Genomic DNA, 25,549 nt, shown 5'->3' on the forward strand with positions numbered 1-25,549 from the left:
CTCCCACATATCGAATTATCAAATATCTAATATCACAATCATTCGTTATTCAAATGATTCAACTCATGATACCATGAGAATTAATAATGGAAAAGAGGTGTACACAAGCAATGAATAGCCCTGCATCATTCCCCAAAGTATTCGCTCTGCTCATCCCCGGAATCGGCGGATTTCTCGCCATTCTGATTTGCAGCTTACTCGGCGATTTCACCCGAGTCGCGCTGCTTATGGCGCCCTTCGGCGCTTCCTGCGTCATCGCCTTCGCGCTCCCGCAGAGCCCGCTCGCTCAGCCCCGCAGCCTCGTCGGCGGCCACCTGCTGAGCACGCTCGTCGGGCTCTGCGCGCTCTCCGCCTTCGGCGTCCACGCGTGGAGCCTCGCCCTTGCTGTTGGCGCCGCTATCACGCTTATGCAGCTGACGCGCACGCTGCATCCGCCGGCCGGCGCAGACCCGCTGCTCGTGATGCTCACGGGCGCGGGCTGGGGCTTCCTGCTTACGCCGGTGCTGCTCGGCGCCGCGGTGCTCGTGCTGGTTGCCCTCGTTTATCACCGGGTAACCCGAACCCATTACCCCACAGCATGGTGGTAATTAGAACCCTCACTTGAACAGAAGCTTGAACTGTTCATCAGATCATAATCATGCGCTGACAAGCCTCCGCATAAGATGTACAAGACCCTTGTACAGGAGGCGGACCAACCATGTCCCGAGTATGGATTGTTAAACGTAAGCATCTCTATCTGGCAGCCGCTGCTCTGCTGCTGCTCTTTTCCGGCTTGCTGTATATGAACCGTGGGAGCATCGTTCCAACGGCGGCCGACCCGACCGCGGAAAGAACGATTCACATGGTTGTCGGAGAGTTTAAATCAACCACGGCAGACGGTAAAACAATCGAAGCCTATCGATGGGATCCAGGCACTGTCGTTGTCCAAAAGGGCGAGAGAATCAAACTTAGCATCTATGGCGTGAACGGTCAGAGCCACCCTTTTCTCATCGAAGGGCTAAATATTAGCGGTGAAGTCAAGAAAGGGAAAGAAACCATTGTACATTTCACAGCCAATCAGGAAGGGACTTACCGCCTCATCTGCTTGACGCACACGGATATTGCCCATAGCGGTCCGATGATCGGCTATATCGTGGTGGATTAGCCGTTTTTCTGACGAAAACCTTATCTGCTCTCAGGTCTCCTAACTCCCTCATGGGATTTTGATATCTGGAGTAGCAATAAGGTTTTTTTTCGTTTACACTGTTGCAAAGTTCAATGATTTTAATGAAGAAGGTGCTTTCGTTTTGAAAACTCATATTCTAGTTGTCGATGACGATGCTCACATTCGGGAATTGCTCCGTTTCTTATTTTCAAAGGAAGGCTATGCGGTGTTTGAAGCAAGTGACGGAGAACAAGCGTCCAGGTTGATGGAAACGAAGCAAATTCATTTGGCGATTGTCGATGTCATGATGCCGCTGCGCGATGGCCTGGAGCTATGTTCGGAAATCCGCGAGCATTATGATATTCCTGTCCTTCTTTTAACTGCCAAAGGAGAAATCGAAGATAAAGAGAAAGGTTTTCTGTCTGGGACTGATGACTATATGGTTAAACCCTTTGAGCCCAAGGAATTGTTGTTCCGAGCGAGAGCTTTACTGCGCCGTTACCAGCTTGTCTCCTCCGAGGTGATTACCTTGAACCAAACGATCATCAATCGCAAAAGCTATGAAGTGATAGCCAGAGGCCAAACACTTCTGCTCCCCCTTAAAGAATTTCAACTATTGGCCCAATTAGCCAGTCATCCAGGACGCATATTCACGCGGGAACAGCTGATTCAAATGCTCTGGGGAACAGACTATGAAGGCGACAGCCGTACTATTGATGTCCATATCAAGCGTTTACGGGAACGATTTGTTGAGATGACCGATGATTTCGTCATTACAACTGTACGAGGACTTGGTTACAAGCTTGAGGTGACTGAACGGTGAAGACACTATATACACGCATCGTTGTTACCTTTATTGTCATTGCGATGGTGAGCAGTATGCTCGCCCTGCTCCTCTCGAATGGCTATTATTCGGCCAAATTAAGAGGCGAAAATGAAGATCAGCTTTGGAAGATCACAACGGAGATCCGTACCTTGTATGAACAAGTGCCTGATCTGGAGCCGGCAATCTATTTTACTCATATCGCTAATATGGGATTTCAACTTTATGCCGTTAACGATCGGTTGGAAGGAACCTTCTACGGGACTCCGTTCAAACATACCCAGATGGATCCGGAGCAGATCAGGCTTGTCTTAGCCGGAGAACCGTATCGGGGCGTGTTGCAAGAGCGTCATTTTCTCATGGTGACTGGATTCTTTGAAAATAGCCTACAAAATAGCATAGGTGTCCCTATTCAGGTAAAGGGAAAACCTTATGCCCTATTCGTGCGGCCAAATCTGACGCAGCAAATTGGCGGTGTTCGAATCCTCATGGCCTTTCTGTTAGGGCTTACGTTTCTTTTTAGTATCCTCTTCATTATTATTTTCTCGCAATACATTGTTAAGCCTGTCAAAAAGTTAACTGATGCAACGAAACGGATCGTCAAAGGAAATTTTGAAAGTGCCATGGACGTTTCCCGGCAAGATGAGATTGGAGAGTTGGCCAGAGACTTCACCTACATGGCCCAATCCCTCAAACAGCTGGATAACATGCGTCAGGAATTCGTGGGCAACGTTTCCCATGAAATTCAGTCTCCGTTAACATCCATACAAGGCTTCGCTCAGTCGATTCTGGATAAAGAGACCTCTGAGGAAGAGAAAGAACGGTATCTTCATATCATTTTAGAAGAAAGCAAGCGGTTGTCTTCACTCAGTAAGCAGCTGCTAACGCTGGCCTCTTTAGACAAAGAAAGCCATGTCATTAAGCGAAGCGTCTATCGACTTGATGAGCAAGTTCGCCAGATTCTGATTGTCACCGAGTGGCAATGGACTGAGAAAGAGCTAGAGATCGAACTTGAACTGCCGGAAACAGAAATCTCTGCGGACGCCCAGCTGCTCCATCAAGTTTGGCTGAATTTCATCACGAACAGCATCAAGTTTTCCCGGCCTGGGGATACGTTGCAGATCGTGATTCAGAAGCTGGAAACAGAGATCCTCATTCTGATCAGCGATACAGGGATTGGGATACCGGAAGCTGAGCTGCCGCATATCTTTGATCGCTTCTATAAAGCAGATAAGGCAAGAAACCGTGCTCGTTCCGGCAGCGGCTTGGGATTATCGATTGCACAGAAAATTATCCGGCTCCACCAGGGAAGCATTGATGTGCAGAGCGAAGTCGATAAAGGCACAACGTTCACAGTGCGTCTGCCACGATTGTAATCGAACATTCATCGTCCGTTCATATTCCTTTCCTACAATTCTAACGAGAATAAGGAAAGGGGATACGAACACAATGAATCGTTTTTTACCACAGTTAGCTCGTTTTGTTAGCAGCTCCAAAGGAGTTAAAATCGTTTTGATCAGTTGGCTAGCTGCTATTATCTTATTAAGCGTAATTGCGCCATCCTCAAAGGAAGTTGCAAAAAGCGGCGGAGAAGGCAGCATCCATGAAAATACGCTATCCGCGGCAGCTCAGCAAATTCTGAAAGAAGACTATCCATCTCAAGATGGCTTAACAGCCCTTCTTGTCTTCCATGGACAGAACGCAATAACAGATGTAGAACGCAGAAATATCGAAAAAATCAGTGAATGGCTTAGCTCCGATCAGAAGCCGCCCTTGATTACGCGCGCCGTACCTTTCCATCAACTACCCAAACCACAACAGGATTCCTTATTTTCCGAGGATCAAACAACACTCCTGCTGACCGTCTCATTGCAAAAGGATTTGGAATCCGGGCACGTCTATGACACCCTTGAGCAAATTCGACATACTGCGGATCAGATTGGCCTGGGAGCTGTCGGGCTTGAAATCACAGGGCCTGCCGGCATCTCTTCCGATACGATCATGCTTTTCAAGAAAGCTGACTTCGTCTTAATGCTAGCAACGGTTGTTTTGATTTTAGTCATTTTGATCATCATTTATCGTTCGCCTCTGCTCGCCCTGCTGCCTTTAGTTATTGCCGGCATGGTGTATCAAGTTGTCGACCGAATCCTCGGATTGGCGGGTAAAATGGGCTGGTTCTTCGTCGAGAAGCAATCCCTTTCCATCATGATGATTCTGCTTTTCGCGGTGCTAACCGATTATTGCTTATTTATCGTTGCTCGTTACCGGTCTGAATTAAGGAAAACAGACTCCAAATACGATGCGATGTCTACTGCTTTCTCGAAAGTAGCTGAACCTATCCTATTCAGCGGCGGGACGGTCTTTATCGCCATGCTCACTTTGTTCTCTGCCATTTTCAAACCTTACCATCACTTTGCGCCTGTGTTTTCAGTTGCCATGATCATCATCCTGCTAGGTGGATTGACCCTAATCCCTGCCGTATTTGCACTTGTTGGACGCAAAGCCTTCTGGCCCCTGATTCCAAAGAGGGAGATGACACTTTCTGAAGTGAAACAGAAGGGATTCTGGACAAAAATTAGTGCTTTTATAACAAAAAAGCCTGCTTTCACTGCCGTCCTATTATTAATAGTATTAATTATTCCCTCTTTTACTACGTTAAGCATGAACTATTCATTTAACTTAATGAAGTCCTTTCCTAACGATATTTCGTCGCGACAAGGCTTCGAGCTTCTACAGCAGCGCTTCCCACAAGGGCAATTAGCCCCGGTTACGGTCCTCTTGAAATCGGAGAAAGAGATCGTTTTGGATGCCGCTTTTATTGATAAGACTCGTTTATTGGTTAATGCCATGAAAAAAAGAAACGGGATCAGCGGAATCACACCTGAAATCAATCAGAATTTGCTGACTCCGGGTAACCCAACTGCCCTAACGATTCTCTCTAAGCAAAAACATACCATCAAACTCCAGATGACGTTGAAGCAAAACCCATACGATCAGGAAGCACTGGATTTGATTAACCAAATGCGTACGGATAGTGAACAATTACTCCGAGACAGCGGATTTGATCCTGCTCAGTTTTCCCTTCATTATGCAGGCCAAACGGCTGATCAACTGGATGTCCGATCTATGAATAAACGTGATACACTCGTCCTATTTTCGCTAATTACCGTATTTATTACTCTCATGCTCATTTGGCAGGCCCGATCTATCCGATTGGCTTTCACAATGATTGCAACCATGCTATTATCCTATGCGGCAACTATGGGGCTAGTATGGAGTGTCTTCCATTACGGATTTGGCTATGATGCTTTTAGCTATCGATTGCCTGTCTACACGTTCGTCTTTCTCATCGCGTTAGGTGTCGATTACAACATTGTGTTGGTCTCTCGGATTAAAGAGGAAGCTCAGAACTATGTGTGGAAGGAAGCAGTCGGTCGCGGCGTCGCATTGACAGGCGGGGTCATTTCTTCTGCTGGTATTGTCCTTGCAGCTACCTTCAGTGTGCTAATGACACAACCGCTTCAAGAATTGATGCTGTTCGGTTTCGCCATGGCTGCCGGGATTCTAATCGATACCTTCCTCGTTCGCGGCATGCTGCTTCCAGCTCTAATGACTTACCTGGCACCAAAAGGAGCAGACACCAGGCTCCAACAAAATAAGGCAGTAAATCTATAATCCTCTACCCAAATGGGCGGCTTAGGTTCCTGTCCCCAGTGGCTCTGCGCCCTCTCCATGCATACAAATAGCATAGAGGGAGTGTGGATACAGTCATGATCAATAACAAGCCGAGTGAAAAACATAAGCAGCAGTTCCCCAGTGCACGTGGGATTCGGAGGGCTTGCAGCAAGGAATTATACCGAACCGTTAAGCGCTTGAAAGTATGGATTTCCCCCGAGCAGATTAGGGCTGCTGAAGAGCTCTATGTGAAAAAGGTGATGCTGAATCTCCCATTCATCATGGAGAACGGCAGCAACCGCAAAGCGCTTTCCGACTGGTTCGACGAAAACGTAGGGCCAGAAATTGCCCCGCTTTGGAATGTAGAGCTTGAAGCATTAAACCATGCATTTCGTGACGCATTCGGTGGTTAAAGCAAAGAAGGCCATGGGTATGTTAGACAGGAATGTGACCCCATTCGTGGACATTTAAATGAAAGAACCTAATTTAATAAAAAGATGGCTCCTGTATTCGGTATTCGCCGGGAGTCATCTTTTTTATTGTCCTAGCTCCAAATTCCGATTTTGATTCGAGCAGCAACCTCGATGGGCTACCGTGATTACCAATGTTGTAGTTTGTACAACAATTCACACGCCTAAAGGCTATTTTGCAAGTAAAAGTTGCAGTTTGTACAACAATTCGAATCCCTTTGTCGCGAATGGGCTGTATGGGGCTAAATTGTTGTACATTATGCAACATCGAAGGGATAAAGGTGGCATCTAGGCAGAATTGTTGCACTTTCTGCAACATCATTTTACCGTGAAGATGGAATTCACTCATTCATTCAAACCATATTCCCCTCCTACTCCTGCTATTTCACCCACCTGTAAACCACTTTCATATTCATGAATATAAGCGCAAAAAGACCCGAAAGAGGTCACCTTTTTCAATGTGTCCATCTTTCGGGTCACGCTTCAGACAAATGCCCCGCCCTACGTTCTTTTAAGATGCTTAGTGATATTCAGGCAGCCATTTGCCGTGTGCTTCAATTAACTCATCACACATCGCAACGATATCGTCCATCGACAGCTCTGCTGATGTATGTGGATCCAACATAGCTGCGTGATAAATATGCTCGCGTTTACCTGTGATTGCTGCTTCAATTGTCAGCAGCTGTGTATTGATATTCGTACGGTTGAGCGCCGCTAGCTGAGGAGGCAGATCGCCAACGTAGGTAGGCGTAACTCCATTACGGTCTACTAAGCAAGGAACTTCAACGCATGCTTCGCGTGGCAAGTTCGTAATTAAACCAGTATTCATCACATTTCCGCCGATTTTGAACGGAATATCGGTCTCAATCGCTTCGAAAATGTATGAAGCATACTCATGGGAACGATTGTGTGTCAAATTCGCATCATTTACTAGATCCTCGCGCATTTGTTTCCATCTGCTAATTTGCTCGATGCAGCGGCGTGGATATTCGTCGAGTGGAATATTAAAGCGGTCTACCAGCTCTGGATAATTACGTTTGATGAAATACGGATGGTACTCAGCGTTATGCTCGGACGACTCGGTAATATAATGACCGAATTTCAGCATCATTTCATAACGAACCATATCCCAATGCTTCTCTTTTTGCTTTTCCGCAGCACGCTTCTTAATCTCTGGATAAAGGTCAACGCCATCCTTGGTTACTTCCAGCAGCCACGCCATATGGTTGATACCGGCGATTTTGGCTTTAACGCCTTCCTTTTCCAAGCCCAGACTTTTGAAAAGCTCCGGAATACACGCTTGTACGCTGTGACATAAGCCAACTGTGCGAACACCGCCATACGTGTTCATAACATTGGTTAATACCGCCATCGGATTCGTGTAGTTGAGGAACAGGGCATCCGGACATACCTCGCGAATATCCGCCGCGAAATCCAGCATCACAGGGATCGTACGCAGATTTCGGAAAATACCTCCGATACCGACTGTGTCAGCAATCGTTTGACGCAAACCGTACTTTTTAGGGATTTCAAAATCCGTTATTGTACATGGATCATAGCCACCTACTTGGATAGCGTTCACCACATATTTAGCTCCGCTTAGAGCTTCTTTACGGTCCGTATAAGCTTTTATAACAGACGTACTTCCGCTAGTTTTTTTGATGTTATTCAGCATGTTGGCTGAATCCTGCAGACGTTCATGATCAATATCAAAGAGAGCGATTTCAAAGCCTTGCAGCGCAGGTGTGTGCAAACAATCACCAAGTACATTTTTGGCAAAAACCGTACTTCCAGCACCTAGAAAAGTAATCTTGGACATGTGTGAATCTCCTCCATAGTGAGTTCTTTTTTCTTATCCTCACTATAGCGCAGGACGACTCCCAAGGACATGGATTGAATGAACTCCTATATGGACATTTGTAGTTTATTGATGTACCCTAGAAACAAAAACTAAAAAGAGGCTTCTATGAATCAGGATCATTCCTATTTCGCCCTTCATATCAATCCGCTCCATAGCACCAATGAATTATCCGTACTTTTCAGTGGAGAAGGCAAGCCTATTCCTCTGCATAAAATGGGACCTGCCGTGCATGATTATTACCTTATCCATACCGTGCAAGCGGGAGAAGGCACGTTCGTGATGCATAACCGTACTTACCGGTGCTCTGCCGGAGACACCTTCGTTATTTATCCCGGAGAGTTGTTCAGTTATATCGCAGATAGCGATCATCCCTGGCACTATACATGGGTTGCCTTTTCAGGCCGCGCTGCAGGAACCTTGCTTTCGCAAATTGGCGTTTCCCCCCAACAGGCCGTCATTTCGGGGAGCAACCCCCGCTCTATACGTCATTATTACCGACACATTCGCTCCAGCTTTCAGCATTCTGACACTCCTGTGCTTGAGGATATGGAATCCGCTGCCTGGCTTCGCCTCTTAATCCGGGAACTCGGGCGCATGAACAGCCACCAGATTGCCGTTAAACCAACGACCGAAACTGATATCGAGCGTCAGGTCGGACAAGCCGTCCGATACTTAGAACTGCAATACACACAGCAGGTATCTATCGAGGAACTCGCACACACACTAGGCTATCACCGTACGTATTTATGTAAAATGTTCAAACAATCTACAGGCTTAGCCCCTATGCAGTATCTGTTAAAAGTTCGCATGGAACGGGCAAAACAGTTGTTAGAGACGTCCATGACCATTGACCAAGTAGCGGCTTCTGTCGGATTCAACGATGCCCTCTATTTTTCCAAACAATTTCGCAAATGGAGTGGAGCAGCACCTTCGGTTTATCGCAAGGAACATAAAGCCTAATTGCTCAAAAGAAAGCCTCCAACCCTGTGTTCATTCTAGGGCCGGAGGCTTCTTTATTAGAGGGCTTTAATAACTAATGCGCTCAATGTAATAGGACCAATAACAACAGCTGTTAGACCTGCAGTCAAAGACTCAATAGATAACGTATAGCCATGAGATCCTGCTGGCGGGTTCACATCGATTGCTTGAATTGTCGGAACATAGTATTTCTCAAAAGCAGATTCTACACCTAGTCGTGCATAGTAAATAACTTGACCATCGCGGAAAATTCGGAATAATACACTTCCTAAACCTACATCTCCTCTTAATCCAACTGTTGCTTTCAATTCTACAACTTGAGGATGTGTGGCTGGAACATTCACTCTGACTTCCGCAAGTCCTACTCCTGCCGGAGTTAAGGGGACAGGAATTTGCACCCCATCTGTAACGGGCGTAACTGTAACACCAAAGTAACTTTCAACAAGGTTTGTCATGCTTTTTTCATCTCCTTTTCTTGTAAGATAATATATTGTATGAAGTTGGTAGATTAATAGATTGGACAAAATAATCATCTTTGAAATTATCCGCATAAAAAAACTGCTGATAAGGACTAATCCCTATCAGCAGTTTTTTCGTATGATTAAATTTCAATATCAACAATCAAACTATCTTCTCTACCTACTTCTCTAATATATGCTGCAACCGCTTGGTGCTCCGGATTTGGACCGTATGCCTCAAGCGCTGCTCTATCCTCAAAACGTACAGATAAAACAACCTGGTAGCCTTTGTTCTTCTCTGAGAAGTTAATGCCCGCTTGAATATCTACGATGCCTGTTAGATGCTCTTTTAACGCTTTAAATCTATCAACGACTTCCTGGAGCTGCTCCTGTGTTGTTGTTTCACCGAATTTAACTAGTACAATATGATCGATCATAATATAAATCCTACTTTCCCTAAGATGGCTTAGTGTGTTTATGATTAACGTTCAAATAAGCGCGGAAACCGAGATTAACGTCTTTAATCATATCAGGAAGGCGTGTACACGTCGATATGGAGCTTCTACTTCGAAGCAAGCTCAGCAATCTGAGCTGACAGCAGCACATGTGGACCTATCTGGCCTGACTTTGCAGATTTAATTAATCCCATGGCGATCGTTTTCGCATGGATGGGCCGATAAGTCCGAAGTCCACCGATCATAAGCGGGGAAATGGCTCGCGACACCACACTCCCCCATTTCTCACCCCATCGAGTCTCATCTCGATCACCTAGAATGAGTGAAGGACGGAGCATGTAAAGCGCACGCAGCTTTAGCTCTCTAAGGCCCTCCTCCACTTCTCCCTTTACCCGGTTGTAGAAAATCGTGGATTTTCGGTTCGCTCCCATCGCAGTCACAATGGCAAATGCATCTGCCTTACCCGCACTAGCGATTTGACCCAATTTCAAAGGGTACGCCAAGTCTACTTTCCGAAATTGCTCTTGGGATCCTGCCTTTTTAATCGTCGTACCCAGCGTGCAAAATACATGTGCATGTTCCATGTCAGACTGTTCAATAACAGCCCCCAAATTGTTAAAATCGGTTACAATTTGAACCAATTTCTCACTTCCGCTGATATGACTAATTTGCATATTTTTACGAACCAGTGCAATCACTTTCGTGTATGCTTGATCTTCTAAAAGCAGCTTGATCAGCTCACGGCCAACTAATCCGGTACCACCTGCTACAATGGCCGTCATTCCCATATGAGCCCTCCTAATTAAACTTCCCAATCGTTTCTCAGCTTCTCATAGAGCTGGGCTAAATATGCGGCAGGATCCAGTGTAAATCCTAGATCATGGCCTAACTTCTTAGCAAAATGTTGAGCAATCGGTACGGCTAACTCCTGTAGTCTTACATTGTGCATCGTCGGTATTCGCTCGACCCAAGCTTGCAAAAGCTGCCAATCTCCCGCAGTGACCTCTTGTCTTTTGGCTTCCTCTATCTCAACAGTGAGGATGGGGAAATTCTTTTTGGAGATTGCCTTGTCGATATGTTTTCGACGTTTCATTCGCTCAAAACGAGCTTCAATCACAACAATGGTTCCGGCAACCATATCACCGATGCGCTTATCTTTTGAACTAAAGATGATACTAACTGCACCTAGGAAGTAGAAAGTTGGCATCATATCCAGCAAACGAAACAAGTTGCGAATTAAGATCGATAATAAGGTTGCAGACTGTCCGTTATTTTGAAGCACGCGAAGTCCTAGGATTCTTTTCCCAGGCGTTTGCCCTCCCATGAAGGCTTCCGTGCAAACGAAATAGCCTAAGTTCACTACAATCCAAAGAATGATGGCAATCGCGATCAAATAATCTGCAAGGGCAGGCAGCCAATCACCCGAATATAACCTGCTCATCAAAATAGCGAATAAGAATAAAAGGCCATTCATCACAAGCAAAATCAAACAATCAAGTAGATGTGCTATCGCTCTGCTGCCAATGCCTGCGGTTTGGAATTGCAATTGCACCTGCTCAGGTGTAACGATGGTTAGTTCTTTATCCAGAGACTCGTTCATAGCATCTCCCTATGATTTCAAAATTATGGTAACGAATGTCATTGATATGCTAAAATGAACAAGCAAAACTCGGAGATAATGCTTACGATGCTGCGAAAGCCCCAAGCTCATGCTTACGAGGCAAGTTTTCTATGAAAACTCTAAGGAGGTCCTCCCATGAATATCTCGCGCTTTATTCGAGAACATAAATCGCAATGGACAGAGCTTGAGCAGCTGCTGATTAAGCTAAATAAACGGAAGAGCAGTTTGCAGGCCAGCCATGTGAATCGATTCACTGAACTTTACAAAGTCGCATCCGCTCATCTTGCTACCTTACAAACTCACATGCCTACGGATGAGACAACCCTATATTTGAATCATCTCGTATCTCAAGCCCATAATGCGATGTATAAAGAAAATAACAAAAGCAGTAAACAGATGAAGGAGTTTTTCCTTCACTATTTTCCATCGCTAATACGCGTGAGAAGTATTTTTGTGGGCTTTGCCTTTTTCTTATTTTTGCTTGGTGGGCTGCTGGGCTTTCTATCCGTATGGAACGATCCGTTAAATCTGTCCATGATCATGCCTGGGGCAATGGCCGACAGTATTGACCCTTCCAAAACAGCCGATCCACGCGGCGACCTGCATTCCCCACTCGTATCCACAGCCATCATGACGAACAACATTCGGGTCGCTGTTCTCGCCTTCATAAGCGGTGTAACGCTTGGGATCGGAACTATCTATTTAATGATAAGCAACGGACTTATTGTAGGAGCTTTGGCTGCGGTCTTTATGCAATCTGGGAAAAGCTATGTATTCTGGGCCTACATATTGCCGCATGGCATTATTGAGCTTACCGCTATTTTCATCGCAGGCGGCGCCGGCTTATATATGGGCTATCGATTCTTCGTTCCAGGACCCTATCCGCGCAAGCTGCGTTTTCTGGAGTCGGCCAAGGAATCCGCCCAGCTCCTGATCGGCACAATTCCTTTATTCATCATTGCAGGGATTATTGAAGGTTACATTACACCGTCCACGATGTCCCTTGAGGTTAAATATCTCATAGCCGGAGTGACTTTATTGTTACTCGGACTCTATTACGGATATGGCATAAGCAAAACATCTAAACAAAAACAATTAATGCTATAAACGATCTCGTGATTTCAAATCCAAATACGCATTAACAGCACTAAGCGTCAGCTGGTCGGCAGGGACATCCATCACTGGGATGCCTCGGCCGGCCATTTTATTTACATAGGCATAACGGTCAGTCGTAAATTGGTGGGCAATACTTTGCCGATAAGCCTGGCGGCTGTCTTCGGCACGAATACGCACCCATTGATGAAGAAGCGGATCCTGCAAGGACAAGAGCAGCACATGGTGACCTCTGCGCAACCGCTGCACATAAGGCAGCAACTCTTGATCATACAGATAACTTTCCATATCGGAAAATAGCACGACAAGTGAGCGTTTTTTCAGAAAACGCAGCACATGAGAGAAGGCGATCTGTGTGTTAGATTCCACGAAATCCGTACGCAGATCATAAACTGCCCTCGTCAACTCCTGAAGATGGGAAAGCCCTTTTCCAGCTGGCACGTACACTTTCACTTGGCTTGCGTAAGCAATTAACGCAACCTGATCCCCTTGTTTAAGGGCTACGGCAGCAAGTGTTAATGCAGCTTCCAGTGTCCGATCAAGCTTCACTTGTCCCTCAAGCTCGATAGCCATTTGCCGACCACAGTCCAATACTAGGGTCACGATCTTCCCTTTTTCCGGCTGAAAAAGATTCGTCATCAGCTTCGTCGTCCGAGCAGACGCCTTCCAATTGATATGCCGAATATCGTCGCCTTGCACATAATCACGAATATAGTGAAATTCGGAGCCGCTGCGCTGTTTTTTGAAAAGTCGCTGGCCTTCTAATATTAATGCATCCTGTACAGCGCCTAGTACACCTCGTACCTGAGTTAAATCAGGATAGATATCAATCTTATCTACTTGTTTCAATCGCACCTGCTTCTTCCAAAGACCCATGCCTCCGGAGTAGCGCAAGTATACGTGTTCGAAGACGTATTCCCCTCTTTCGAGAGCCAACGTTGTATAAAAGAAAGAGGCTAAGGTTCCTCGAAACGCACCACTCATATGATTGCGGACCATACTGAATGTTTGGGGCAAATGATCCATTAATTCAACGTAAACAGTCGGCTGTTCCTCGGATTCAAGCTCAAGACTCACCTCAAAGCTCTTTCTGACATCCATCTGCTCCGGAAGTTGACGTCGGATTCCCCAACTACTGCGTTTAGGGAGCAGCAAAAGATCTACGCCACTAAGCACGCAAAGCAGGGCATTCCAGCTCCAGAATACAGGTAGGGCGGCATCAAATATGGAAGCTATTAAGGTGACTACAGCACCTACGAGTACGAGTAAAATGAATCGGTTCGTTGGCAGGATAAAATCCTGAAGCAGGAATTTATCGAGGAACCGGAATAGAGCCGAGCGTCTCTTGGATGATGTGGTCACTTGTTCCGCCCTCCAATTCCGCTTGCGGTGTTAACAGCAGTCTGTGCCGCAGCGCAGGTCGCGCTACAAGCTTAATATCATCAGGCGTAACATACGTTCGCCCATCCAATAAAGCCCAAGCTTTACTTGCCATCAGCAAGGCAATTCCTGCCCGAGGACTTGCTCCCAGCTGTACGCGTTTGGACTCGCGGGTTTTGCGAATAATTGTGGCAATATAGGTGTATAAGGATTCCTCCACGACAACATCGGAAAGCCGGCGCTGCAGCTCGGTGATGCGTTCTGGGGTCAGAATAGCCGCGAGTGACTCCTCTTGAAGCTGCTCAAATGGTACGTGGCGGCGAAGAATTTCTACTTCCGCTTCTTCACCAGGATAATCAAGCACTAGCTTAAACAAAAAGCGATCGAGCTGCGCTTCTGGAAGTGGATAAGTACCTTCGTATTCAACGGGATTTTGGGTGGCTACGACAAAAAACGGATTGGGCAGCTTATATGTGTTCCCCTGAATCGTGACTTGGCGCTCTTCCATCGCTTCTAGCAGAGCCGCTTGTGTCTTCGGTCCGGAACGGTTAATTTCATCGGCTAACAGAACATTTGTGAAAATAGGACCTTGAATCGTAGTAAATGAATGATCCTGCATATGATAAATGACGCTGCCCGTAATATCACCGGGCATTAGGTCTGGCGTAAATTGAATACGGCGGTAGTCGCCGCCTGATAATTCCGCAAGGGTGCGCGCCATCTTGGTCTTTCCGAGACCCGGCACGCCTTCAAGCAGTACATGCCCCCCTGCCAATAGGGCGGTTACGAGCAGCCTTATGTTCAGCTTTTGGCCGAACAAGCGCTGCTCCATCGATTGGATTAATTCATTCATTGCGCTCACTCCTTCTCCAAGTAGGCGATCATCTCGCCCATCTCCCGCGTTCGCTGTACGAACGCCCCACTGCTCACGCCCCGCTGCTTCGCAGCGCGGGGCCCGGCAGAGCCGCCGCTAGCAGGCGGCTCCTCCAGCAGGCGCGCGAGCTGCGCCGCCTGCGCCTCGGACATCCGGCCGCGCGCAGCTTCCGCGGCCTGCAAAGCACTTGCGCTGGGGCTAAGCCCCCAGCGCTGATGCAGCAGCTGCCGCAGGAACAGCTGCTGGTGCGCAAGCGCCTCGTGCTGGTAGCCGAGTCGCTCGTACCAAGCGGCGACGGCGTGCACGCCTTCGTCGCCGCGGCGAACCGTCCACGCCCGCGGCGTGTAGACGGGGCCAAAGCGCTTGCCGCGCAGCCAGAGCCACAGCAGCAGCGCGAGACCAAGCTGCACGCTCGCGAGCACGAGCCACGCGGGATAGACGGCGAGCAGTCCGGGCTTTGTCCCGAAGCCGTGATGGGTCTCATCGACCCACACGGCGTCCCAGGACTTCGCGAACAGCGGCCAGATCAATTCGAAATGGGACTCCTGATCAATCGTCCCATTCTGCATCCAGTTCGGGGTCAACACCACGGTGATGCTGCCCGAACCTTCTTCTATACGGCTGGCGAGCACGCCGTGTTCATCTTCGAACAGCACCCGGCCGTTTCCACCGGGCTTAATCCGGTACGGTGTATCCACCCGCCCCGTCAGCAGCCCCTCTGCTCGCGTATAATCCGGCGAGACCTCAATCATCGAGACAGATGCACTTTCTTTTGAACTCTCTTCTGTACTGTCTTTCGTACTGTCTTTCGTACTGTCTTTCGTACTTTCCTTCGTACTTTCTTCCGTACTTTCTTCCGTACTGTCTTTCGTATTGTCCCTCATTCTCTTTTCCGTACTTCCCGTCCCAATTTCCCCCGTCAACACAGTCCCCCAAGGCTCCCACCCTTCGGGATTGCGATCAAACAGAACCACGTCATTACCCTTCCGAACCCAATCCAGCAGCTGCTCGCGATCAGCCTTGGTTACACCAAACGGCTGTGTGGCAACCAACAGCATCTTTTCACCATTCGGCAGGTTTTTCCAGCTCAATCGCCATTCCTTTACAGCCTTCTGCTTCGTACTCAGCAGCTCTTTCCAAGCTTTCGTGCCGTCAATATCCGCTGAGAAGGACAGATAAGGAGGTTGATCTGGAAGCTTTGGCTTCACTAGCCAGCAGCCTAATGCGAGAAATAGCAGGATACTGAGTGCTAGTCCCACATGCAGCTTATTCAGCCCTCTCATGTGCAGTCCCCTCCTCCCTGCCGATAACACGGGCAACCTGTTCAAACATGGAAGTGAACTGCTCTTCTGTTACAACTTCCTTGCCGTACCAAATACGCTCAAACAAAAGCGAGCTATCATGGAACAAAGGGACTAGGGAAGAAGCTGAACTTCCCAGCTCCTCCGCATACTCCCAGTTCGTCTTCCACTTCTCCACACGAATCATACGTTTAGCTTCCATAAAGAACAGAAGCGACAGAAAGACCGAACGCACGCCCTCTCGCAAGTCACCAGTTCCCCTTAACTCCGCTGCTTGCTGCCAATAGAAGCGATAAGAACGGCTTATTTCCCCTACAGGCAAGTAAGCATCAGAGCGGATTCTCTTTTGCCAAATCATTTGCTTCACGAACCAATAAATCGCGAATGCAGCAATTCCAAGAAGTGTAACGACAACACCAATGGTTAGCCAGTCCGTTACCGAATCAGAAACTTGAAAATCTGGCAGCCAGCTCCGTATTTTACGAAAAAGCTGCTTCAACCATGCCCAAAACGAACTGTTCTCTTTAATCTCATATGCCGTGTATTCGCTTTGATTTAAGATTTGTTTTAATTGCTCTTTATCCTCTTGCAAAGAATTCTCTAAAGCTGCATTAATCATTCTTTTTATCCAAGTCTATCGGACGAAGATCTTCAAAAGTATCAAACGGCTCCAGTTCTTCCGCTGATTCAGTTGGAGAAGTTTGTAGGGTACTTTCAATCAACGATTCTAGCCCTAGACCCTCATTACGAACCTTGAGATCGAAGAAGCTAACTGCATAAGGCAGCACCCATAGAGGTGTAACCAAGATTGAAATTAAACTTTGCAATAACTGCCCACCAAGTCCTAAACCAAAAATTGCAACAATAATCAAATCAATGACGGCTAGGAAAAGATACAAAATGAGCGTAAGTACAAAATACATCAGAAATAAGCGCCAGAAGCTCTTGCGAGTCAACTTCCAACTGCGGCCTAGACCAATAGACTCTTCATCCATCGCGACAAAAGGCAAATAATAACACCAGCGAATAAAAAAATAGGAGAAGGTAAAGATCGCTCCAAGACCAAGGATGACGAAGAATATGACGGATAGTACAACTGCACCTCCACCCAATCCTCCTACCGAACTGGATAAGTTTCCTCCTATTGCAAAGACGATAACAAAAATGACAATAATAATTGCGAGACCTATGTATATTCCGAACATGATAAGTGCATCCAATAACGTGCTTCCTGCTAATGGCCAAAATCGGCGGAAAGATTTGCGCAATAACCCCCCGACTCCCGGTGTCTCTTCGCCGAAGAGGCTTGCTTTAACAAGATGTAAGACGGAAGCTACCGAAGCTGGCATAAGGCCAAGAATCATGATTGGCATAAGAACCAGCAAGAAGAATAGTACTTTCCCTACGTCTATCGGCGTCTGTTTATTTTGCATGAAAGCACCGGATCCAAACAAATCTTGCATGGATGCTCCGCTGCGGATCTGGTCAAGAATGGATGATGGCGTACTTACCGCTGTCTCTTGATACGTAAGCAGTTGCTCTAGTAAGTAAAATGGACCATACAAGATCAGCATGATAATTGTCAATGTCACAAAATGCTTTCGATACAACTGGAAACTGCGATCTAAGATTCTTCCAATTCCCATTGGTCTTAATGATGCGTTTTGCATGGTAAACCCCCTAAATGTTGGTAATTCAAATACTCTCTGACTATTATACACCAAACCCTCCAATTCCTGACCATCAAATTCTACACAAAAAAAACTAGATCAATACCCATCATCGATCTAGTTCTACTCTATTTCTTCCACCAGATTTCGCACGATAGAGGGCATGATCTGCTCTGGAAACCATATCTTCAAGCACCATCGTACCGAACTCCAGTGTAGGTGAATATTCTGCTATGCCTATACTCGCTGTAAGATGTACGGTAACCTGCTCATCCAAGTAGGGTTCTTCCATGATATGTCGTCTCAGATCTTCTGCTAAGCTTACACTTTCTTGGGCATTTTTACGCAAGGCAAGCAGGATAAACTCTTCGCCTCCATAGCGTGCAACAATCGTATCTGTTCCCGAATGCCGCTGTAGTATAGAAGCAACGTGATGTAGGACGCGATCACCCACCAAATGCCCATAGCTATCATTGATTTTCTTGAAATGGTCAATGTCGAACATCATAACGGAGCACGTTTGCCCTGCAGCAATACAGGCTTGAAGCTGTTTATTTCCTTCCTGCATCATATAACGGCGATTATGAATCTCTGTCAATTGATCTACCAATGCGGAATGCTCCAGTAAAGAAATATTCGCTTTGAGCTTGTTAGACATGAGGTTGAATGTATTGACCAACTGTCGTAATTCAATCGGAGCCATTCGAATTTTATCCGCATCAATCTGGTAATCATAGTTCCCGTTCTGAATAATTTTGGTACCGCGAAGCAAGTATCGAATCGGCCTCTCCATTCTAGATGCAATCGTAATGGCGGCAACGATACTGAGAATAAGTGCAATAAGTGAAATGATAATAATCGCAATGCTTAATTGATTTAATTTCTGAAACACTTCTCTCTGTGTGATCTCACCTACGACAATCCAGCTTTTTCCCGTAGACCATTTATACTGACCATATACCCTTTCACCGCGAAATCCGATGTAAGAATCATTTGAAGTGCTCCCTGTCTTCGCTCTTTGCACAATTTCAGTTTTCATCGGGACATTGACGAATTCTTCGCTTTTTCTTGTATCACTTGAGGCAGTGACAATATTCCCGTTCGAATCCAACACATAGACTTCCCCTGTTTCACCAAAACTTAGCTGCTTCATTAAACCGTTCAGCATTTCCAGTGTGACTATTCCCAGCACAGCACCTTTGAAATCATTATGGTCGCCAAGCACGGGGGCTGAGAACGTTATGATGGGTTTTCCAGAATCTTTGGATATAATAACGCCGGAGATAAAGCTTTTCTTCTCAAGCGCTTGTTTAAAATACTGCCTATCTCCAACATAATACGAAATAGCTGGATCTGCAGAACGGATAAACCCGTCTTTTTCCACGTAAGCAATCGATACGAATTCAGAATTAACTCGTGAATAATCTTGAAATTCTCTTTTCAACTCGCCTATTTCATGGAATTTTGCATGGTCGGATAAGGCAAAGCGTTTAATTGTATCCAGTTTTTCCTGATTCCATCTTTCGATATACAGACTTTGCAAGGTGATGACTTGCTTTAACTGATTCTCAGCTTCATCTAAACGATCTTTCTTCTCTATAAAATAAAAAGGGACAATAATTGAAAAGGTAAGTGTCACAATGACAACAACGATCCATAATTGAAACCTCATTTTTATTGTTTGATTAGTAAAATAAGAAAACATGGGTCTCATAAAGATTTTGGCTCCTCTTCATCCCTTATTTCCTCATTATACCCTTATATTAGGACAAGAACAGACATTTTTCTCCTTTTTTTTCAACACAAAAAAGCTCTCATTCGAATAGATTTGAGCTTCAGTTTCGAGCTGCATTGCATTGAAAAGCATGCTTTTTTCGCTTATGCTAATTTGTAAGCAGAAATGAGGTCATTTTCCCTATGAAAATTCTTGTACTTTCCGAAAAACCAAGCGTAGCCAAAGAAATTGCTCGCGTCCTTGGCTGCAACCAAAAGCAAAAACACCATTACGAAGGTGCCAACTATGTCGTTACTTGGGCACTGGGCCATCTTGTTACCCTTGCTGAGCCCGATGATTATGATCCCAAGTACAAAACCTGGAACCTGGAAGATCTCCCCATCATCCCTGAGCGCATGAAGCTTAAGGTGATGAAAGAAACATCGCAGCAGTACCGTGCAATCGAGCAGCTCAGCCGCCGTGGTGACCTTGCAGAGCTGGTCATTGCGACGGATGCGGGGCGCGAAGGCGAGCTCGTCGCGCGCTGGATTATGGAGCTGATCCGCTGGAAGAAGCCGTTCAAACGGCTTTGGATCTCGTCGCAGACGGATCAGGCGATTCGCGAAGGCTTCGCGCAGCTGAAGCCGGGCACGGACTACAACCGGCTGTATCAAGCAGCCGTCTGCCGGTCCGAGGCCGATTGGCTGATCGGCCTGAATGTGACCCGCGCGCTGACCAGCAAGTTCGGCGCGTCCTTGTCTGCTGGGCGTGTGCAGACGCCCACGCTGGCTATGATGATCAACCGCGAGGCGGAAATCCGGGATTTCCGGTCCGTCGACTACTGGTTGATCGAAGCCGATCTGGGCTCTTTCCGCGCGGTGTGGCGAGACCCCAAAACAGGCGATACGCGCATTTTTGACCGCGACCGCGCAGATGCCTTAAAAGCGAAGCTGCAGGGCCAGAGCGGCAAAATCCTGCACGTGCAAAAAACCGAGAAGCAAATTCCGCATCCACTTGCTTATGACCTAACCGAATTGCAGCGCGATGCTAACCGCAAATTTGGCTTCTCAGCCAAGCAGACGTCGAATGTGCTGCAAAGATTGTATGAGCAGTACAAGTTGGTCACCTATCCGCGAACCGACTCACGCTACTTGACCTCGGACATGGTGCCGACCCTGCTTGGCAGACTTAAGGGTGCAGCTATTGGCCCCTATGCTGCGCTAGCGGCTCCTTTTATACGCAAACCATTAACAATTACGAAACGTATTGTCGACGATACCAAAGTAAGCGACCACCATGCGATTATTCCAACCGGTGAAGCCATCTCGCTCGCCACCTTAAGCGCAGATGAACGCCGTCTCTATGATCTCATTTTGCGGCGATTCCTAGCCTTGTTCTGCGGTCCCTGCCGCTATGATGAAACCAAGCTGACTGTGGAAATAGCCGGAGAGAAGCTGTATGCATCAGGTAAAGTGGTTAAACAAGCTGGTTGGAAAGACGTGTACGGAGCCACTGATTTCTCCGATCCAGACCGGGAAGAAGCCGAGTCTGATGAAGATTCTGCTCAGCTATTGCCCCAAGCTGCCGAAAGAGACGCCGTAACCGTTCGTAACGCCCGTCAATTGAGCCGTCAGACGAAACCGCCGGCTAGATACAACGAGGCCTCCTTGCTATCTCAAATGGAAAAATGGGGCCTTGGCACACCCGCTACACGCGCTGACATTATTGAAAAGCTTGTGTCTTCCGACACCATTGAGCGTCAAGGCTCCTTACTCGTTCCGACTGGCAAAGGCACTCAGCTCATAGAACTCGCTTCGGAGGAGCTGCGTTCTCCTGAGCTTACAGCCCGCTGGGAGCTGGAGCTAGAACGCATTTCCAAAGGCAAAGGCAGCATGGAGCAATTCCTAAGCGGCATTCGCAAAAAAGCAGCCGAGCTGGTCGATGAGGTCAAGAAAAGCTCTGCCGCCTATAAACCGCATAACTTAACGGGCAGCAAATGCCCGGATTGCGGGGAGTTTCTTCAAGAGGTAAAGGGAAAACGAGGCCGTTATCTCGTTTGTTCCAGTCGCGAGTGCTCCTATAAGCGCGAAGCTGACGGACAACTGACCAACCACCGTTGCCCGCAGTGTCACAAAAAAATGGAAATCCACACCGGCAAATCCGGCAAGTATTTCCAATGCCGTCCTTGCAACGTCGTGGAGAAAATAGACAACGAATCAACCGGCGGTGGCCGTCGCGCCTCTGCCAAAGCGAACCGTCAGCTAATCGAGAAGTTTTCCGATCAAACCCAGCTGGGCAACTCACTTGCTGACAAATTGATGGCTGCGCTGCAGCAGAAGAAAGACGAATAGCGTGCATGTAACCAATGAGGTATCTACCTTGAATATGGTTACTCGTATCCATGAGGACTTCCGCCAATAAGGGGAGGTCCTTTTTAGCGTTGTTCTTAACGGAACGATAAGCCACTTTTGAATAAATCATATGAATGAACACATATTATCTTCAATACAAATTCGACAAATGCTCCTTTTTCCGAAAAATTGATGATGTATTGTACATACCTTTTGGGTGGTTTTAGTCTTGGAGCTCAAGGCTTTAATGCTGCTTTTATTTTACGTAATGATATGATAGCGAAAACAGGAGTATACGCAAAAGATGTATTTGAATATACAAAGGAAGGCGCCAAACTTATGATATCCAAAGGATGGTTAGAGGAACCACCGGAAATGGATCTTTGATTTTAAAATACCCCAGTGCGCCATTATTAAAGCTCCTGGGGTTTTTATATTGCAATGAGAGGCATCGAATGCCGCTATCTTTTATCTATTATTTTTCGCGTATAGCCAGTTATAGTAACTAGCATGCTTAATCTCATCGGTCATGATTTCAAAGATCATATTGCGATATTCTGGTCGAATGTTCAAATATAGAGTACGATACTTTTCAAACGCCTTTAATTCACCGAATAATGCGTTCTCAATACCGCTTAAGTAATCGCTAACGTGTTCAATCGGCTCCATCGCTTCTATTCCGGTAGGTGATGTACCCGTAAGTTGCGTATAAATATTTCGAAACATTTGATTATGTTTTCTCTCGTCATCTCTAATGCCTGTAATAACTTCCTTTTCTTTCTCCGTAGGAGCAAGCCTTATCAACTCTTGATAGAAGAGCTCATCATTTCTTTCTCCAGATATGGATTGCAGAATTAAATTAAGCACCATATCTTCACTACGTACGAAATGCCCCAGGTAACCTTGATACGGGACGTAATTAGGTGCTTGTAAGGTGTAATACATGTTTTAACACTTCTCCTTTATGGCGTAATCTACACATTAGAATATTCACCCACCCCCATTTCGTTCAAAAATAATTAAGGTTACATGGGAACAAGAAATTCCCCTTAATATTGTTTAAGATAAGGTTATAAATAGTGTTATAATTACTGCATACAGGAAAGCAAAGGAGCTGTCAAAGTGCTTCAATATTTAGGTTTCATAGGTTCATTTCCAATTCGTTCTTACAGTATCTTGTTTGTTCTTGGCATAATATTAGGTTATGGGGTAACTCTTACTTTAGCTAAATTACAAAAGAAGCATGAGCTCGCAAATCATCTTTCAAATTTATTAATCCCTATGATGATCGGTGCCATTGTGGGATCAAGATTTTGGCAAGTTTTCTTGTTTGATTGGGGTTATTATTCCAAGCATCCTGGAGAGATTATTGCCATTTGGCATGGAGGGCTTTCGATCCAAGGAGGAATTGTCGGAGCGGTAGTGGTTGGGATTTGGTATGTTCGAAAGCATAATTTATCGTTTTGGGAATTAGCTGACTTGTGTGCTCCCGGATTAATATTAGGACAAAGTATTGGACGAGATGCAAATCTGATGAATGGCGATGCCTTTGGAGATCCTACGGGTGGAAACTGGGGAATTCTTTACCCTGAAGGCACTATTGCAAGAGATACATACGGTGACAAGCCTCTTTACCCTGCAGAAGTATGGGAAGGGCAAATGGACATTATTATTTTCGCCCTTGTCATGATTCTTCTTCAGCGAAAATTGAAACGGGGATACTTATTTTTAATCACAAACGCAGTCTATAACGCCGGTCGCTTTATGCTGGAAATGCTTAGAGGAGATACTCCAAAATATTTATTTCAATGGACAACTGCACAGTGGACTGCTGTAGGTGTCATTCTATTATGTATCCTCGCTGGCATTTATCTCCACTTCAATGGTAAAAAGCGCTCTGAGGCAACCGCATAATCATTATGAAAAGGAATTCATACCCTCACTTGAGGGTTACATAAAACATTACGAAGTAGCAACAAAAATAAATATGTGTAAATCAATCAAGCTTATATTAAGCAAAAAATCATTAACCCACGGGGGCTAATGATTTTTGTTTATTCGGTTAACTTCCCTTTCCAGGACATAATTCCGCCCTGTAAATGAGATAATTCGTTAAAACCATTCTTTTTTAGAACTCTTGCTGCTTGTTTGCTCCTCATTCCACTTCGACAATATAAATATACATGATTATTTTTTTGAATTTCGCCAACTTTATGTTTCATTTGGGATAACGGTATATTGATCGCACCTGGGATGTATCCGTGCTTGACTTCGCTGGGTTCACGCACATCAATCAGAACATAATTACGCCTTACCTTCAATTCTTCCTGGAATTGATCCGGTGATAGATTGTTTAGACCCTTTAAGCTTGCAAACCTGGAATAAATAAACCAAACTAAAAACGCTAACGCCACGATATTAAAGATGGATGTATAATCCATACGCTAACCTCTTTCCTGATCCTCTTACCGGCTTTTAACTAACAATTCAAAGGCCTGTTTGACCACTTTGCTCGAATCTCTTCCAGCTTCTATTTCCTCCAGAATACACTGTTCCAAATTGACCGCAACAATGTAGGCAATGGCTTTGTCCGCGGCGCTCCTGACTGCTGAAATTTGGCTAACAACATCCTTGCAATCCTGTTCTTCCTCCATCATCTTTAAAATACCCCGGATTTGTCCTTCAACACGCCTTAATCTCTTTTTCACATCATCATCGTATTTCATATTTTGCCATCCTTTCATAGATACCTGTATAGGTATATTATTGCTGATATGACTCACGAAAACAATATGAAGGCAGATGAAGAAAGGCTTAAATAAACAAATTTACTTTAGCATCAGCAGCATCACCCAAGTATGCGGCAACACCCGCATATTGAATGCCGTCGAGCAATTCTTCCTGCTCCAAACCGAGTAAGTCCATTGTCATCGTACAAGCAACCAGTTTAATGCCTTGTTCTCGAGCTAATTCAATTAATTGCGGCAGCGACAAAGCATTATGCTTTTTCATTACATGTTTAATCATTTTTGGACCTATCCCACCGAAATTCATTTTGGAAATTCCAAGCTTTTCAGCTCCGCGAGGCATCATTTTTCCAAACATTTTCTCCAGGAATCCCTTTTTCACCGCAATTTTTTGATCTTTACGAAGTACGTTCAGTCCCCAAAAGGTAAAGAATATCGTGACTTCGTGATCATAGGCGGCAGCTCCATTCGCGATAATAAATGCGGCAATAGCTTTATCCAGCTCTCCGCTAAAAAGGACAATTGTTGTTTTCTCTTTGTTGTCTCCCATACTTCCCACATCCTTCATTTTATACATATACGCGTATATGTATATTGAATATTCAAAAAAATATAACACCCAATTTTTAAAAAACTCACTTATCAATTAGATAAGTCACAATCCTTTTTTTACCGTAAATGTGAAAACACCATTTTCTTCTTTTGCATCAATGAGCTCGTGTTTGGTCTGATTGACCCAGGCCTGGAAATCCTTCATTGACCCTTTATCCGTCGTTTGCAATTCCATGACTTGTCCCGACTCCAAAGAATCGATCCCCTTTTTTGCTTTAACAATCGGCAGTGGACATGCCAATCCTTTGGCGTCAACAATTAAATCTACCATTTTAAACTCCTCCTTATGATTTGTAAATTCA

Annotated in this window: 27 protein-coding genes; 11 read left to right on the top strand and 16 right to left on the bottom strand. The window is 45.7% G+C overall.

What is annotated here, in order from left to right; genetic code table 11:
• Positions 1-110 precede the first annotated feature (110 nt).
• The 6 genes from ASG85_RS34910 to ASG85_RS34935 all read left to right on the top strand — a co-directional run bounded on the left by ASG85_RS34910 (position 111) and on the right by ASG85_RS34935 (position 6,055).
• Positions 111-587 (top strand): HPP family protein, encoded by a 477-nt coding sequence (locus tag ASG85_RS34910; protein ID WP_156397063.1) that lies wholly within the window; start codon positions 111-113, stop codon positions 585-587.
• A gap of 110 nt (positions 588-697) precedes the next feature.
• Positions 698-1,144 (top strand): cupredoxin domain-containing protein, encoded by a 447-nt coding sequence (locus ASG85_RS34915; RefSeq protein ID WP_060649294.1) that lies wholly within the window; start codon positions 698-700, stop codon positions 1,142-1,144.
• A 142-nt stretch (positions 1,145-1,286) separates the two neighbouring features.
• Positions 1,287-1,967, top strand: a complete 681-nt coding sequence (locus tag ASG85_RS34920; protein ID WP_060649295.1) for a response regulator transcription factor — start codon at positions 1,287-1,289, stop codon at positions 1,965-1,967.
• Positions 1,964-3,343 (top strand): sensor histidine kinase, encoded by a 1,380-nt coding sequence (locus ASG85_RS34925; RefSeq protein WP_060649296.1) that lies wholly within the window; start codon positions 1,964-1,966, stop codon positions 3,341-3,343. Before ASG85_RS34920 ends, ASG85_RS34925 begins: the two co-directional genes overlap by 4 nt.
• A 73-nt stretch (positions 3,344-3,416) precedes the next feature.
• A complete protein-coding gene (locus ASG85_RS34930) occupies positions 3,417-5,642 on the top strand; it encodes an MMPL family transporter (RefSeq protein ID WP_060649297.1) in 2,226 nt (741 codons plus the stop codon).
• Between the two features lie 95 nt (positions 5,643-5,737).
• Positions 5,738-6,055 carry a hypothetical protein gene (locus ASG85_RS34935; RefSeq protein WP_060649298.1) on the top strand — a complete coding sequence of 106 codons (318 nt, stop codon included), beginning with the start codon at positions 5,738-5,740 and terminating at the stop codon, positions 6,053-6,055.
• 577 nt (positions 6,056-6,632) lie between these two features.
• Here ASG85_RS34935 and ASG85_RS34945 read toward each other — a convergent pair.
• Positions 6,633-7,931 (bottom strand): alpha-glucosidase/alpha-galactosidase, encoded by a 1,299-nt coding sequence (locus ASG85_RS34945; protein ID WP_057307876.1) that lies wholly within the window; start codon positions 7,929-7,931, stop codon positions 6,633-6,635.
• A gap of 147 nt (positions 7,932-8,078) precedes the next feature.
• Here ASG85_RS34945 and ASG85_RS34950 point away from each other — a divergent pair, with 147 nt between their 5' ends.
• Positions 8,079-8,933 carry a helix-turn-helix domain-containing protein gene (locus tag ASG85_RS34950; RefSeq protein WP_060649300.1) on the top strand — a complete coding sequence of 285 codons (855 nt, stop codon included), beginning with the start codon at positions 8,079-8,081 and terminating at the stop codon, positions 8,931-8,933.
• A 56-nt stretch (positions 8,934-8,989) separates the two neighbouring features.
• Here ASG85_RS34950 and ASG85_RS34955 read toward each other — a convergent pair whose 3' ends face one another.
• The 4 genes from ASG85_RS34955 to ASG85_RS34970 form a co-directional block, all read right to left on the bottom strand.
• Positions 8,990-9,406: a hypothetical protein gene (locus ASG85_RS34955; protein ID WP_057307878.1), complete on the bottom strand. Its 417-nt coding sequence runs from the start codon at positions 9,404-9,406 to the stop codon at positions 8,990-8,992.
• Positions 9,407-9,552: 146 nt separating this feature from the next.
• The gene (locus tag ASG85_RS34960; protein ID WP_057307879.1) at positions 9,553-9,846 is read right to left on the bottom strand and encodes a Dabb family protein; all 294 of its coding nucleotides are present in this window, start codon (positions 9,844-9,846) and stop codon (positions 9,553-9,555) included.
• A gap of 125 nt (positions 9,847-9,971) precedes the next feature.
• A complete protein-coding gene (locus tag ASG85_RS34965; protein ID WP_060649301.1) occupies positions 9,972-10,652 on the bottom strand; it encodes an NAD(P)H-binding protein in 681 nt (226 codons plus the stop codon).
• Positions 10,653-10,666: 14 nt separating this feature from the next.
• Positions 10,667-11,464: an RDD family protein gene (locus tag ASG85_RS34970; RefSeq protein ID WP_060649302.1), complete on the bottom strand. Its 798-nt coding sequence runs from the start codon at positions 11,462-11,464 to the stop codon at positions 10,667-10,669.
• Positions 11,465-11,620: 156 nt separating this feature from the next.
• Here ASG85_RS34970 and ASG85_RS34975 point away from each other — a divergent pair, with 156 nt between their 5' ends.
• The gene (locus ASG85_RS34975) at positions 11,621-12,592 is read left to right on the top strand and encodes a stage II sporulation protein M (RefSeq protein ID WP_057307882.1); all 972 of its coding nucleotides are present in this window, start codon (positions 11,621-11,623) and stop codon (positions 12,590-12,592) included.
• Here ASG85_RS34975 and ASG85_RS34980 read toward each other — a convergent pair.
• The 6 genes from ASG85_RS34980 to ASG85_RS35005 all read right to left on the bottom strand — a co-directional run bounded on the left by ASG85_RS34980 (position 12,587) and on the right by ASG85_RS35005 (position 19,537).
• On the bottom strand, positions 12,587-13,960 hold the full coding sequence (locus tag ASG85_RS34980; RefSeq protein WP_063860469.1) for a DUF58 domain-containing protein: 1,374 nt from the start codon (positions 13,958-13,960) through the stop codon (positions 12,587-12,589). The two genes, ASG85_RS34975 and ASG85_RS34980, sit on opposite strands and share 6 nt — an antisense overlap.
• Positions 13,911-14,831: an AAA family ATPase gene (locus tag ASG85_RS34985; RefSeq protein WP_057307883.1), complete on the bottom strand. Its 921-nt coding sequence runs from the start codon at positions 14,829-14,831 to the stop codon at positions 13,911-13,913. The genes ASG85_RS34980 and ASG85_RS34985 overlap by 50 nt, the downstream gene beginning before the upstream one ends.
• Before the next feature lie 5 nt (positions 14,832-14,836).
• Positions 14,837-16,135 (bottom strand): DUF4350 domain-containing protein, encoded by a 1,299-nt coding sequence (locus ASG85_RS34990; RefSeq protein WP_060649303.1) that lies wholly within the window; start codon positions 16,133-16,135, stop codon positions 14,837-14,839.
• Positions 16,119-16,772 carry a DUF4129 domain-containing protein gene (locus ASG85_RS34995; RefSeq protein WP_057307885.1) on the bottom strand — a complete coding sequence of 218 codons (654 nt, stop codon included), beginning with the start codon at positions 16,770-16,772 and terminating at the stop codon, positions 16,119-16,121. The genes ASG85_RS34990 and ASG85_RS34995 overlap by 17 nt, the downstream gene beginning before the upstream one ends.
• On the bottom strand, positions 16,765-17,823 hold the full coding sequence (locus ASG85_RS35000; protein ID WP_057307886.1) for a hypothetical protein: 1,059 nt from the start codon (positions 17,821-17,823) through the stop codon (positions 16,765-16,767). The genes ASG85_RS34995 and ASG85_RS35000 overlap by 8 nt, the downstream gene beginning before the upstream one ends.
• Before the next feature lie 109 nt (positions 17,824-17,932).
• Positions 17,933-19,537, bottom strand: a complete 1,605-nt coding sequence (locus ASG85_RS35005; RefSeq protein ID WP_057307887.1) for a sensor domain-containing diguanylate cyclase — start codon at positions 19,535-19,537, stop codon at positions 17,933-17,935.
• 203 nt (positions 19,538-19,740) lie between these two features.
• On the opposite strand from ASG85_RS35005, the gene ASG85_RS35010 reads away from it, so the two are divergent.
• Positions 19,741-21,888 carry a DNA topoisomerase III gene (locus ASG85_RS35010; protein ID WP_060649304.1) on the top strand — a complete coding sequence of 716 codons (2,148 nt, stop codon included), beginning with the start codon at positions 19,741-19,743 and terminating at the stop codon, positions 21,886-21,888.
• A 147-nt stretch (positions 21,889-22,035) separates the two neighbouring features.
• Positions 22,036-22,275 (top strand): DUF3231 family protein, encoded by a 240-nt coding sequence (locus ASG85_RS35015; protein ID WP_268796153.1) that lies wholly within the window; start codon positions 22,036-22,038, stop codon positions 22,273-22,275.
• Between the two features lie 81 nt (positions 22,276-22,356).
• Here ASG85_RS35015 and ASG85_RS35020 read toward each other — a convergent pair whose 3' ends face one another.
• Complete coding sequence (locus tag ASG85_RS35020; protein WP_060649306.1) at positions 22,357-22,833, bottom strand: ferritin-like domain-containing protein; 477 nt, start codon at positions 22,831-22,833, stop codon at positions 22,357-22,359.
• Positions 22,834-23,010: 177 nt separating this feature from the next.
• On the opposite strand from ASG85_RS35020, the gene lgt reads away from it, so the two are divergent.
• Complete coding sequence (gene lgt / locus ASG85_RS35025; RefSeq protein WP_060649307.1) at positions 23,011-23,802, top strand: prolipoprotein diacylglyceryl transferase; 792 nt, start codon at positions 23,011-23,013, stop codon at positions 23,800-23,802.
• A gap of 140 nt (positions 23,803-23,942) precedes the next feature.
• Here lgt and ASG85_RS35030 read toward each other — a convergent pair whose 3' ends face one another.
• The 4 genes from ASG85_RS35030 to ASG85_RS35045 form a co-directional block, all read right to left on the bottom strand.
• On the bottom strand, positions 23,943-24,329 hold the full coding sequence (locus ASG85_RS35030) for a rhodanese-like domain-containing protein (RefSeq protein ID WP_060649308.1): 387 nt from the start codon (positions 24,327-24,329) through the stop codon (positions 23,943-23,945).
• Positions 24,330-24,353: 24 nt separating this feature from the next.
• On the bottom strand, positions 24,354-24,614 hold the full coding sequence (locus ASG85_RS35035; RefSeq protein WP_060649309.1) for a metal-sensitive transcriptional regulator: 261 nt from the start codon (positions 24,612-24,614) through the stop codon (positions 24,354-24,356).
• An 88-nt stretch (positions 24,615-24,702) separates the two neighbouring features.
• Complete coding sequence (locus ASG85_RS35040; RefSeq protein WP_060649310.1) at positions 24,703-25,185, bottom strand: DsrE/DsrF/DrsH-like family protein; 483 nt, start codon at positions 25,183-25,185, stop codon at positions 24,703-24,705.
• A 105-nt stretch (positions 25,186-25,290) separates the two neighbouring features.
• On the bottom strand, positions 25,291-25,518 hold the full coding sequence (locus tag ASG85_RS35045; protein ID WP_060649311.1) for a sulfurtransferase TusA family protein: 228 nt from the start codon (positions 25,516-25,518) through the stop codon (positions 25,291-25,293).
• Positions 25,519-25,549 lie beyond the last annotated feature (31 nt).

This window comes from Paenibacillus sp. Soil724D2 (assembly GCF_001427935.1).
Classification (GTDB): Bacteria; Bacillota; Bacilli; order Paenibacillales; family NBRC-103111; genus Paenibacillus_E.